The organism is Neobittarella massiliensis (ex Bilen et al. 2018) (assembly GCF_014269355.1).
GTDB lineage: Bacteria > Bacillota > Clostridia > Oscillospirales > Ruminococcaceae > Neobittarella > Neobittarella massiliensis.
The window spans coordinates 886,040-898,355 of sequence record NZ_JACOGI010000001.1 but is presented as its reverse complement, the minus strand read 5'-3'; the positions used below and the strand labels follow the sequence as shown (position 1 = coordinate 898,355).

10 protein-coding genes are annotated in these 12,316 nt (G+C 58.0%); 2 read left to right on the top strand and 8 right to left on the bottom strand.

Translation table 11 applies throughout. The annotated features are described in order from the left end of the window. Nucleotides 1–176: 176 nt before the first annotated feature. The 8 genes from H8K20_RS04115 to H8K20_RS04080 form a co-directional block, all read right to left on the bottom strand. Nucleotides 177–971, bottom strand: coding sequence for a type III pantothenate kinase (locus H8K20_RS04115; RefSeq protein ID WP_186487557.1), 795 nt, complete (start codon nucleotides 969–971; stop codon nucleotides 177–179). A 159-nt stretch (nucleotides 972–1,130) separates the two neighbouring features. Continuing rightward, complete coding sequence (locus H8K20_RS04110; protein ID WP_186487556.1) at nucleotides 1,131–1,664, bottom strand: HAAS signaling domain-containing protein; 534 nt, start codon at nucleotides 1,662–1,664, stop codon at nucleotides 1,131–1,133. Between the two features lie 2 nt (nucleotides 1,665–1,666). After that, nucleotides 1,667–2,005 (bottom strand): PadR family transcriptional regulator, encoded by a 339-nt coding sequence (locus H8K20_RS04105; RefSeq protein ID WP_105203730.1) that lies wholly within the window; start codon nucleotides 2,003–2,005, stop codon nucleotides 1,667–1,669. 370 nt (nucleotides 2,006–2,375) lie between these two features. After that, the gene (locus H8K20_RS14175) at nucleotides 2,376–3,185 is read right to left on the bottom strand and encodes a pentapeptide repeat-containing protein (protein ID WP_186487555.1); all 810 of its coding nucleotides are present in this window, start codon (nucleotides 3,183–3,185) and stop codon (nucleotides 2,376–2,378) included. A 146-nt stretch (nucleotides 3,186–3,331) separates the two neighbouring features. Continuing rightward, entirely contained in the window at nucleotides 3,332–4,201 is an 870-nt protein-coding gene (locus H8K20_RS04095; protein WP_186487554.1) for a putative ABC transporter permease, read from the bottom strand. 37 nt (nucleotides 4,202–4,238) lie between these two features. Beyond that, nucleotides 4,239–5,594 (bottom strand): 2-hydroxyacyl-CoA dehydratase, encoded by a 1,356-nt coding sequence (locus H8K20_RS14005; RefSeq protein WP_186487553.1) that lies wholly within the window; start codon nucleotides 5,592–5,594, stop codon nucleotides 4,239–4,241. After that, nucleotides 5,584–8,526 (bottom strand): acyl-CoA dehydratase activase, encoded by a 2,943-nt coding sequence (locus H8K20_RS04085; RefSeq protein ID WP_186487552.1) that lies wholly within the window; start codon nucleotides 8,524–8,526, stop codon nucleotides 5,584–5,586. The genes H8K20_RS14005 and H8K20_RS04085 overlap by 11 nt, the downstream gene beginning before the upstream one ends. Before the next feature lie 28 nt (nucleotides 8,527–8,554). Continuing rightward, nucleotides 8,555–9,139, bottom strand: coding sequence for a TetR/AcrR family transcriptional regulator (locus tag H8K20_RS04080; RefSeq protein ID WP_105203725.1), 585 nt, complete (start codon nucleotides 9,137–9,139; stop codon nucleotides 8,555–8,557). A 406-nt stretch (nucleotides 9,140–9,545) separates the two neighbouring features. On the opposite strand from H8K20_RS04080, the gene H8K20_RS04075 reads away from it, so the two are divergent. Both H8K20_RS04075 and H8K20_RS04070 read left to right on the top strand, forming a co-directional pair. Further along, on the top strand, nucleotides 9,546–10,640 hold the full coding sequence (locus H8K20_RS04075; RefSeq protein ID WP_207721449.1) for a hypothetical protein: 1,095 nt from the start codon (nucleotides 9,546–9,548) through the stop codon (nucleotides 10,638–10,640). 133 nt (nucleotides 10,641–10,773) lie between these two features. Then, nucleotides 10,774–12,171 (top strand): MATE family efflux transporter, encoded by a 1,398-nt coding sequence (locus H8K20_RS04070; protein WP_243206176.1) that lies wholly within the window; start codon nucleotides 10,774–10,776, stop codon nucleotides 12,169–12,171. The last annotated feature ends 145 nt before the right edge of the window (nucleotides 12,172–12,316 follow it).

Genomic DNA, 12,316 nt, shown 5'->3' with positions numbered 1-12,316 from the left:
GGATGGTCGGATGCCGATCGCCCAGGTCGCGGCTCTTGTTAAATACAGCGGCAGTAACCCTGCCCTGCATCGCAGCAGACAGCCGAACCACCTTGCCGCCGGCCCGCTGCTGCCACCGGGGAACGGCGGGTACTTTGATGAAATAACAGAGACAGACGGGCGGAACATCGGCAATGTCAGCAGCCGCGTTGCCGGCTGATATGGCGGTCGTACAGCAGCTTGATGCCGTCGAGTATGAGCGTTTTATCGATGGCACAGAAGTTGTGGTATTCCTGCCCCACCGTTTTGGCCAGACCACCGGTGCCAACCACTTTGACAGGCGCCCCCAACTGCTGTGAGAGCTTATCGACAATGTTGCTCACAGCACCGGCGTAGCCGTAGATGATGCCCGACTGCATGCTGGTGACGGTGGACACGCCGATGGCCCCTGTCTCGGGGACCTCGATCTCGACCCGGGGCAGCTTGGCGGTGCGCTCGACCAGCGCATCCATCGAGATCTTAAGGCCCGGGTAGATGGCACCGCCCAGATAGGCGCCGTCACAGTCGACCACATCGAAGGTGGTGGCGGTGCCAAAATCCACCACGATGAGCGGCGCGCCGTATTTGTGGCAGGCGGCGACTGCTGTGACCAGCCGGTCGGCCCCCACTTCGCTGGGGTTACCGTAGCGGTTGACGATATCTACCGGCAGATTTTCGCCCACCAGCAGCGCCTCTTTATCAAAGTACTTGCGCACCATATTTTGCACTGTATAGTTGAGCTGCGGCACTACCGACGAGATGACGATATCCTGCACCTGAAAGCGGTCGAGCCCGTTGAGGGCAAAAAACTGGGTGACCGAAAGGCCCAACTCGTCGGAGGTGATCGCCTTGTTGGTGGAGAGACGAAATTTGTGCTGCAGGCTGTCGCCCACAAAAACGCCAAATTCCATATTGGTATTGCCGATGTCTATGACTAGGACGGTGGGGTACATGGCAGGATGCCCCTTTCTGTAATTTGCTGATGTTTTTGCCGGGCAGCGGCGGCCTGTACCGGCAGTGGATGCCCGGCTGGCGCCAGGCAGCGGCCGGAGCTGGGATGCAGGCTGCACGGCCCTTGACGGTTTACAGTGTAGCGGTAAACCGCCAGCTTGTCAATCGTTCTTTTCGCGGTGCAGTTGGCGGTTTAGGCAGAGCAGTATTACCAGCGCTATCGCCAGCACCAGCAGGCAGGGCCAAAACAGCCCGCCGGTGACCGAAGTCGTGACAAATATACGCGTTGGGCCGTCTGCCCCGCCGATGATGCCGATGGAGCCAGCAGAACCCAGATGCCCACCGGTTACCCGATATATCAGCGGCAATACCAGCTGTATCAGCCACAGAAGTAAGCCGGCGCCGCTCGCAAATAAGAGCATCCATGCACCGCCGCGGGCGATGCGCAGCCCCTGCTGACGGCCGGTGGGCTGGATGCTCTGGTAGTTGCGGCTGAGCTCGGCGGCCAGTTCTGCCGGTGGGCCCATGCGGGCGACGATCTGGGCAGTGCTCTCCCCTGCCTCGAGCGCGGCGGCGATATCGCTCTGCAGATCGGCGACGACCCGGGTGCGCAGACCGCGGGGCAGCCGCAGCTCCCGGTACACCTGTTTTACATACTTCTCTGCCTCGGGGGGCAGTAAATCGTATCTTTGCATCTCTATTCCTCCCCCAAAAAGTGATCGGTACTGCGGCAGAGCGCCTGCCACAGCTGCCGCATATCACAGAGCTGCCGGCGCCCCTGCTCGGTAATGGTGTAATATTTTTTTGGCACGCCGCGGCCCGGCTGCTCCTCCCACCGGCTGGTGATGGCGCCGTCGTCCTCCAACCGGTACAAAATGGGATACAGAGTCCCCTCCTTGAGGGCAAACAGACCATTGCTGCCACTTTCCAGCGTGCTGATAAGCTGATAGCCATAGGTGGGCTGGTGGGATATCAGTTGGAGGATGACGAGCTCGAGCACCCCTTTTTTCATCTGTCGATAATAGCGATCCTGCACCCGGCTTTTCCCCCCATATACTTTGTATTACTATGTATTTGCAATTTTAGTATAGTCAGCTGATGGACAGCTGTCAAGACATTCATTACAAAAAAGAGGACTGCATATATTGCAGTCCTCTTTTTATAGCCGTGGTGGGGGTTGCATGTACATGCTGCGGGGAGTGCGGAGATATGCGATCTGGGATGATCGCCGGTGCTTACCGGCCTGTTTTGCCCCGGCGCAGTACACCGGACAGCTGTGCCTGCGCATGCCAGCCACGCTGCCGCTTTAGGGCTTTTCTGCCATTATAAAAATGCATCGACAGGGCAAGCTCCTCCAGCCAAAAGCTGGTAAAGGAGGCAGCCGGATACCAGCGGCGGGACACCGGTCACTGCCAGGAGACAGGCCTGCACAGGCCGGCAGGGAGCCGGGTACTGCTGTCGCCGCGGGCGGCATTCAGCTGCCCCTGCAGTAAAAACAGACTGCTGTGCAGGTCGGCGCCGCGCAGGTCACAGTCGCGCAGGTCGGCCCCCAGCAAGCTAGTACCGGACAGATCACAGCCCCGCAAGTCGGCGGCGATGAGCAGTGCCATAGAGAGGTCGCGCTCCCGCAATGTGCGTCGGCGCAGATCTCGGCCCAGATATATGCCCGGGTATTTGCCGTCCATCTTTTTACAGGACAGCGCCACCGCCCGTTTGAGCAGCTGGTTGGCGTCGGTGCGGCAGCGCTCCACATCGACCTGCAACAGTGGCAGCAGCGGCAGTGAGACCAGCCGGCAGAGCTCGTCCAATGCCCGGTCGAGCTGCTCCCAGAGCGGCTGCGCCGCCGGCAGGATCGAGGCCTCGGCCAGGTACCAGCACACTTGATAGAGCTGCCACAGCTGCAAAAATGCCGCTGACAGCCGCTCTTGCTCTGCCCTGCCGGCAGGGAGACCGCCCGCGAGCGCTGTAGCCCGCTGACCGGCTCCCATACAGTCGAAAGCCATGCAGCCGGTATACTTTTTCTGGGCCAGTTTCTGGTGGATGGCACAGCGGAAATCGCGCTGTAGATGTTGGCAGGGAACACCGGCAGGCTTGTCGGCGGGAAATCCCTCGCTGCGGGCACAGTACAGCGCCACGCAGCACAGCCCACAGCAGTTTTCGCAGTCGATGGTCATCTGTCTTTTTAGTTGGTCGGCACGCTGTTGGCGATGATCCACGGTGTTTTCCCCCTCAATGCCGCCCCCGCAGGCGGATGTATAGAACTGGTGGGCCGCAACGGTTGCTGCGGCCCACCAAAAATGTACCGGTAGATACTGGACTCTGGCTCTTTTTTACGCGGCTGCCCACACAGATCGGACGATCGCTATTTCTCTTTCTGGCGCAATTTTTGGCGCAAGCTCTGGTGCAGCTTGGCCAGCTGGTCGGAATAGCGGGTGGAGCGCATGTGGGGGAACGCGCGGCGCAGACGGCGTTTGGCAAAGCTCTCCTCCTGCGAGAGCGCCTGCAGGCGGGCAAGCAGCTTTTGCAGGCCGGCCCCACGCTGAGCGCGGCGGTCGTCTCGCCGCTCCTCCAGTTCGGCCGCCAGCTGTGCCAGTTGTTCTTTTTTGCCGTCGAAGTAGCCCTCGACCCGCTCGATGAACTCCTCGGCGCCGGCAGTGACCCCGCTCTCCTCCAGCTTGAGCCGCAGCTCCTGTGCCACCTGGGCAAAACTGGCCGTGTCGCGGTCGAGGCCGAGCAGTGCCCGCAGTGTGACGGCACTATCGACGATAAACAGTGCCAGCAGCACCGCTGCCAAAGTCCAGAGGGCCCATACAGGCAGTGCACCGAACATCGTTTCGACCCGGGGGTGCAGCACATACATCACAAACAGACACAGTGCGCCGAACTCCAGCGAATTGAGCAGACATACCCGCCCATTGATCTGTAGTTTAAACTGGGAATAGTCCCACCAGCGGGTGTGGAACAGTTTTTCCATAGCCCAGCTGGTGAAGTATTCCAGGCAGGTGGTGAGCAGCATCCCCAGCAGAAATACCGCCCAGGGGGATTTGCGCACCGGGGTGAGACAAAAGATCACCGCCAGTGCGCCAAAGCCGTAGATGGGGCACACCGGCCCACCGAGAAAGCCCCGGTTGACCAGTTTGCGCTGGATGACCGAGCAGTAGACCGTCTCGCACATCCAGCCCACAAAGCTGTAGAAAGCCAGGTATAAAAATGTGAGTACTACAGTTTCCAAATCGCAAACGCCCCTTTAGTTTTTTGCCCGTTTTTGTTTACAGGGTCACCGTCTCGCGCTGATCGCGCTCGGCCGGGATAGCGGCGGCCGGTTCGGTCTTGTCGAGGATAGGCTTGGGTTTCCCCGCCGCCGGTGCGGCACCGAACTCCTCGGTGAGGCGGGCGTTGGAGAGCATGAGCTTGAGCCGGTTCTCCTGGTTGATGGGAGTGGCGCTGGGATCGTAGTCCACCGCCACGATGTTGGCCTGGGGGTACTTGTTTTTGATCTTGCGCATCATGCCTTTAGCGATGATGTGGTTGGGCAGGCAGCCAAAAGGCTGGGTGCACACCACGTTGTTGACCCCGCTCTGGATGAGCTCGAGCATCTCGGCGGTGAGCAGCCACCCCTCACCCATTTTAGCGCCTTTGCCGATAAAGCCATCTACAGCTGCTTCGAGCTCGGCAAAAGGTGTGGGGGCGGTGAACTCACCGTGTTTTTTGATGGCCCGGATCATCTGGTTTTGCCAGTGCTGGCAGTAGCGCAGCGACAGCGTCTTGATGGTCTTGCCACCTTTGGTACCGCCGTAGAGCTTGTAGTCGATAATGCCATTTTTGAGACAGTAGAGGCAGAAATCCAACACGCCAGAGACCACCGGCTGGGCCCCTTCTTTGATGAGGAAGTTCTCGAGGTCGTTGTTGCCCAGCGGGGCGTATTTCATGTAGATCTCGCCGACGATGCCCACCTTGATCTTTTTTTCGCGGTGGCGCTCGATGGCGGCAAAATCCTCTAAGATCTCGCGGTAGTTGTGGCCCACCCGCAAAAACTTGCCGCTGGAGAACTGGCGGTTCATGATCTTGATCCAGCGGTCGACCACTTTATCGGTCTGCCCCTTTTTGAGCTCGTAGGGCTTGCACTGATTGCGCAGCCACATGAGCATGTCGCCGTAGATCATGGCATACACGATCTTGATGAGCATTTTGGGGGTGATCTTAAAACCGGTACCGCCGGCCAGGTCGGTAAAGTTGATGCTGATGACCGGCACCTGGGGAAATCCGCTCTGCCGCAGCGCCTTGCGCAGCAGGTATATGTAGTTGGAGGCGCGGCAACCGCCGCCGGTCTGGGTGATGAGCAGCGCTGTTTTGTTGACGTCGTATTGGCCGCTCTTGAGTGCATCGATCATCTGCCCAATGACCAGCAGAGCCGGATAACAGGTGTCGTTGTGCACGTTTTTAAGGCCTTCATCCACCAGCCGGCGGCCGGTAGTGCGCAGCAGCTCGGCGCGGTAGCCGCTCTCGCGCAGGATCTGCACGATCATCTCAAAATGGATGGGCAGCATCATGGGCACCAGGATGGTATAGTCCTCGCGCATGGCCGGGGTGAACTCCACCGGCTTGTTCTGGTGTTCAGTTGGCATGCTCTTTCTCCCTCTCGTCCATGGCTGCCAGCAGACTGCGCAGCCTGATCTTGATGGCGCCCAGGTTGTCGATCTCGTCGATCTTCAGCTGGGTGTACAGCTTGTCGCTCTCCCGCAGGATATCCCGTACCTCATCGGTGGTGATGGCATCTAAGCCACAGCCAAAGCTCACCAGCTGCACCAGCTCGGTACCCGGCGCGTGGGACACATAACGGGCGGCGTTATACATGCGGGCGTGGTAGGTCCACTGGTTGAGCACGTTGGTTTGGGGGGCATTGGCCAGGTTGGCCACACAGTCCTCGGTCACCACCACAAAGCCCAGGCTGGAGAGCAGCTTGTCGATGCCGTGGTTTATCTCGGGGTCGATGTGATAGGGGCGGCCGGCCAGCACCACCGTTTTTTTGTGGTGATCTTTGGCAAAGCGCAGCGCCCGCATTCCTTCCTCGCAGATATCGGCGCGATGGGCGTCGTAGGCGGCATAGGCCTTTTCGCTGGCCTGCTGCACCTCTTTTTTCGTCAGGGCAAAGCCGTACTCGTTGAGGTATTTGATGATCTTTTGCTCGAAGATCTTTTTGTCGTTGAGACTGATGTAGGGGTAGATGAACTGTACCCCATCCATAGGCACATTGCCCTTGATGAGTTCGGGGTAATAGGCCACCACCGGGCAGTTATAGCAGTTTTGCGAGATCGACTCGTCAAAATTATAGCTCATACAGGGGTAGAAGATGGTCTTGACCCCTTTTTCGAGCAGCGTGCGGATATGGCCGTGTACCAGCTTGGCCGGGTAACACACCGTGTCGGAGGGGATCGTATTTTGCCCCTTGAGGTACATCTGCTTGGTGGAGCGGCCGGAGGTGACTACCTCGAAGCCCAGTTCGGTGAAAAAGGTGTGCCAAAAGGGCAGGTTTTCGTAGCTGTTGAGGCACATGGGCAGACCGATCTGCCCCCGCGGGCCGGGCCGGCCGGTGTAGCTCATGAGTTTTTTGTATTTGTAGGCCACCATGTTGGGCAGCTGGACATCGGCCTTTTTGCCGGTGACCGGGCGCTCGCAGCGGTTGCCGGCGATAAAGCGGCTGCCGTCGGAAAAGGTGTTGACGGTGAGGTTACAGTGGTTGGTACAGATACCGCAGACCGTGGCTTTAGACTGGTGCGTGAACGCCGCCAACTGCTGGGCGGTGAGCACCGTCGACTGACTGCCCGCATTGCGCATGGCCCAGATGGCCGCACCAAAAGCGCCCATCAGGCCGGCGATGGCCGGTCGCACCACTTTGCGGCCCAACTCTTTTTCAAAACTGCGCAGCACCGAGTCGTTTAAAAAGGTGCCGCCCTGCACCACGATGTTTTGGCCGATATCGTCGGCGCTGCGGGCACGGATGACCTTATACAGCGCGTTTTTGACCACGCTCATGGCCAGACCAGCCGAGATATCCTCGACGGTGGCACCGTTTTTCTGCGCCTGTTTGACCGAGGAATTCATGAACACCGTACAGCGGGTACCCAGATCGACCGGGTGTTTGGCAAAGAGGCCCAGGGTGGCAAACTCGGTGATGGGGTAGCCCAGGCTCTTGGCAAAAGTCTCGATAAACGAGCCGCAGCCGGAGGAGCAAGCCTCGTTGAGGACGATATCGTCGATGGTATCATCTTTGATCTTGAAGCACTTCATGTCCTGCCCGCCGATATCGATGATAAAATCGACCGCCGGATCAAAGTGCTTGGCAGCAGTAAAATGGGCCATGGTCTCGACCACGCCAAAATCCAGGTGGAAGGCGGCGCGGATCAGGTCTTCGCCGTAACCGGTCACCGCGGCACCGGCGATCGTGAGCCCCGGCCCCGCCTGGCTGTAGATCTCGTCGAGCTGGCGCTTGACGGCGGTGATGGGGTTGCCCAGGTTGTTGACGTAATCGCTGTAGAGAATGTGGTAATCCTCATCCAGCAGCACCGTTTTAGTAGTGGTGCTGCCGGCGTCTACCCCCAGAAAGGCCCGACCTGAAAATGCGGACAGGTCGCGCTGCTCCACCGCAGTGGCGGCGTGGCGATCACAGAAATCCTGGTACTCCTGCTCGTCGGCGAACAGCGGTTCCATCCCCTGTACCTCCTGCGGGGCGGCCAGCACCTGGGTGAAGATCTGCTCGAGTTCATCGTAACTGCGGTAGCCCGACAGCCCCTTACTGTACAGGGCGGCGCCCAGCGCCACAAAATAGGGGGCCAGCGGGTGAAAGTTGGCGCTCTCCCCATCCAGTTCCAGCGTTTTGATAAAGCGCTCCTGCAGGCCCTTGAGGAAGGAGAGCGGCCCGCCCAAAAACAGCACGTTGCCCTCGATCTCGCGGCCCTGAGCCAAGCCGGCGATGGTCTGGTCGACCACCGCCTGAAAGATGCTGGCGGCTATATTTTCGGGCTGGGCACCCTGATTGATCAGCGGCTGGATATCAGTTTTGGCAAATACCCCGCAGCGGGAGGCAATGGGATAAATGCGGTCGTGGGCCAGACTCAGCCGATCCAGCTCGGCCAGGTCTACGTTGAGCAGGCTGGCCATCTGGTCGATAAAGGCACCAGTACCGCCGGCACAGGTGCTGTTCATCCGTTCTTCCAGCGCCCCTTTTAAGAAGATGATCTTGGCGTCCTCACCGCCCAGCTCGATGACCACGTCGGTGCTGGGCACATACTGCCGCACCGCACCGGCAGTGGCGTACACCTCCTGCACGAAATCGATACCGCTCTCTTTGGCCATGCCCAGACCGGCACTACCGGTGATGGCGATGCGCAGGTGGTGACCGGTGAGCAGCTCCTTGAGACTCTGTATCTTTTCCAGAGCCATCTCCCGCACCCGGGAGCGGTGGCGCTCGTAGCTCTTGTAAACCAGATTGTCCTGCGTGTCGAGCACCACGACCTTAATGGTCGTACTGCCTACATCCAGTCCTATTTTATAGCTCATATTTTCTTCTCCTTGCCGGGTAACAGCGCTAGCGACTGCTGCAGAGTTTGGATACAGTATGTAAAATAAGGGGCCTTACCACCCGGATATCGTCGGGCTGCCGCCGAACTACCGCGTAGTAGCTGGAGCTGACGACGAATTCCAGGGCCATGGCCATGCGATTGAAGTCGTCACGGGTGGGCTCGCCACAGCAGAAGTGGCCGACCAGACGCCGTAAAAAGTGCCCCTGGGGCACCGAGAGCTGGCCGCTCTCTACATAGCTGGCGAGTACGCCCCGCTCTTTGCTGGCCATGATAAAGCGCAAGATATGTGGATTTTGCGTATAAAAATCTATCAGTGCGCCACAAAAAGTCACCGGCCAGTCCTCCCCCTGCGCGGGGGGCGCCTGCTGCAGCGTGTATTCGAACACCTCAAACGTTTTATCGAGCACGGCCTGATCGATAATGGCCTGTTTGTCTTTAAAATAGGTGTAGACACTGCCTTTGGCCACGCCGGCTTTCTGGGCGATCTGCCCCACCGAGGTGCCCCCGATGCCTTGGCGCAGAAACAGCTCGATAGCGGCATTCTCGATGCGCAGCCGCTTGTCGTCGGTGCGCAGGGCGCTCTCTTGCATCTGTGGCTCATCCCTTTCCGGTTTGGTAAACAGACTAAATTCAAATGACAAAAACTGTCGGGTATCGCCAAAATTCTTATCCAGTCTCTATGATAAACCTTTATTGACCGCCGGTCAACGGATGAGAAAACAGATTTTTAAAGTTAGGCGAATAGACCAGTTTGTGCTGACCATTCCCGGCTGTAATTATCCACTTTTTCGGTATATATTAAGAAACTGTGTACGTTATCGCTCCGGGCCGGCTTGTCTACTTTCTATTTGTATGCCGCTCCCAGCCACAACTTGCCTCATCGCGGAATGCACCTATTCTCCCCTGTACCATACCATCTGCACAAGCACGGCCGCTCTTTTTTGCCCTATCCTGAGAATATTTGCCGAGACGGTTTTCTAAATGAAGATATATAGTATGATAGAGGTGATCTATGTTTTGGTGAGGTGGTACGAGATGTGGAAAAAATGGGCGCCGCTGTTGTGCGCGGCGCTACTGGTATTGCTGACCGGCTGTGCCGGCGGTGAAAAGAAACACGGGAGCGGGGACGGGGCAAAAAAGAGTGCTGGCCCCACCTATGCCGACCGCCTGTACGACGACACTGGCGGCCGCTATCTCAACGCCCGCTTGGTTCAGGATAGCGACCATCTGTACCTCTGTGGCAACACGGCGCTTTATCAGGTGGACAGAAAGACCGACAGGGCCCAGCTGCTGGTGGAACACGGCAGCGAGATCGGCGCGCTGTTTCGCTACAAGCACTGCCTGTACTACACCGACATTCAGGCAAACAGCGCCTGGGTATACGACCTGAAGGCAAAAAAAGAGAGCCCTCTGCCCATACCTCCCATCGAGAACATCATCTTGGACGAGTGCCACTGCACCTATCGTGGAGATGATGCCTCTACCCGCTACCGCACCTACTGCCTAGAGCCCGACCCCACCGTCCCCCAGCTGATAGACGATAAGCTGTACAAGGCGGCCGACACCGGCGGTGAGATACTAGAGACCATTTTACAGCCGGAAGAAGGGCTCTTTATCCGGGCCTATCGGCCGGAATTCTACCGACAAAACCGCCATATATGGTTGCGAGACATCTCGTATGAAGGGGATGCCATGCAGGTCATCACTGAACTGTATGTACCCGAAGGCGCCTATTATACCGATCTGGCCGGGCAGCTGCAGTTTGCCGGTGTCGATGGAAAAAAGCAGATCGTCGCCGACTTGGGGGACAGCTGTCGGATATACCTGGCCAACTACGATGAGCAGTGGCTATATGGGGTCTGCTCCACCGACTGCCAGGTGGATTTCGTGCAGATCTCCCGGCAAAACGGACAGATGACGGTACTGCCCGCCATGCAGCACGCCTCCGACCAGTACGCCCTGACCCCAGCCGCCCAATTTTCAGTGAACACAGCCGACGGCTGGGTGTACTTTCTGGATGCCCAGCAAGAGAAGCTGATGCGCTTTCGGGCCGCCGAGCCAGACCATGTACAGGCAGAGCCCTTTGCCTGAGCTGCGCAGAACGCACAGCGCTCTACAAGCGCGCCCTTATGCACCAGGGGTGGCTTGTTACGGCGGCCCAAGTGGTGTATAATAAGGTTATATTCTGCGCGGCGGCAGCTCTTTTGGGCTTGCCGTTGCGCTTTTGTCGGGGGGAATCGATACGGGAGAGAAAAACGACTTTTCCAAGGGTAAGGTGTGGAAAAACATCCTCAACCTGGCGCTGCCCATGACTCTGGCGCAGCTCATCAACGTGCTGTACAACGTAGTCGACCGCATGTACATCGGGCATATTCCCCAGGCCTCGACGCTGGCGCTGACCGGGTTGGGCCTCACCTTCCCCATCATCTCTATCATCACGGCTTTTGCCAACCTCTTTGGCATGGGTGGTGCGCCGCTCTGCTCGATAGCGCGGGGCAAAGGAGACCATGAGCGCGCTGAGACCATTATGGGCAACGCCTTCTTTCTGCTGGTGTCGGTGGGCCTAGGGCTGACGGCGCTGTTTTTGTTGTTTAAAAAGCCGCTTCTCTATCTTTTTGGCGCCAGCAGCCAAACTTTCCCCTACGCCGACAGTTACCTGACCATCTACCTATGCGGCAGTGTTTTTGTAATGGTCGGGTTGGGCATGAACAGCTTTATCAACTCGCAGGGGTTTGCCCGCACCGGTATGATGACGGTGCTGCTGGGGGCAGTCGTCAACATCGTGCTGGACCCGCTATTTATCTTTGTGCTGCACATGGGGGTCCAGGGGGCGGCACTGGCCACCATCATTGCCCAATTTTTGTCGGCTGCCTGGGTGCTGCGGTTCCTCACCGGCAAAAAAGCGATCTACCGCATCCAGAAAAAGACTATGAAACTGCAGTGGCCGCTGGTCAAAGAGATCATTGCGCTGGGACTCTCGAACTTCTGCTTTGCCATCACCAACAGCTTGGTGCAGATCGTCTGCAACATCAACCTGCAGCAGTTTGGCGGTGACCTGTATATCGGTATCATGACAGTGGCCGGGTCGATCCGCGAGGTGGTGAGCATGCCTATCAACGGCGTGACGAGCGGCGCCCAGCCGGTGATGGGCTATAACTTTGGCGCCGAAAAGTATGAGCGGGTGCGCAGTTCCATCCGCTTTACCTCGGTGGCCTGTATCGTGTACACGACTGTGATCTGGATCGTGCTGATGGTGTTTCCCGAACCGTTCATCCACCTCTTTAACAGCGACCCGCAACTGATCAAGGAAGGGGCATCTTCGCTGAATGTCTACTTCTTCGGCTACTTCATGATGGCTTTTCAGCAGGCGGGGCAGTCCACATTCGTAGCGCTGGGAAAGTCGAAACAGGCAGTGTTTTTCTCGCTGCTGCGCAAAGTGGTGATCGTCGTGCCGCTGACCATCCTGCTCCCCCGCATGTTTGGTCTGGGCGTGGTCGGTGTATTCCTGGCCGAGCCCATCTCGAACTTTGTGGGCGGTGCCGCCTGTTATGTGACGATGCTGTTCACAGTGTACCGGCCGCTGAAAGGCGCCAGCGGGGACCGGGTGACCGCAGATACATGATCTATAACCTGTTTTCTTTAGAAGAGCTACCTTATGGTGGCTCTTTTTTGTTATGTCGATCATCGATGGCCTTTTTAAAAAAACATCAGACAAATCTATAGACCTACACAGCGCAACCCAACAAACCACGCCGGGACTGACCGCA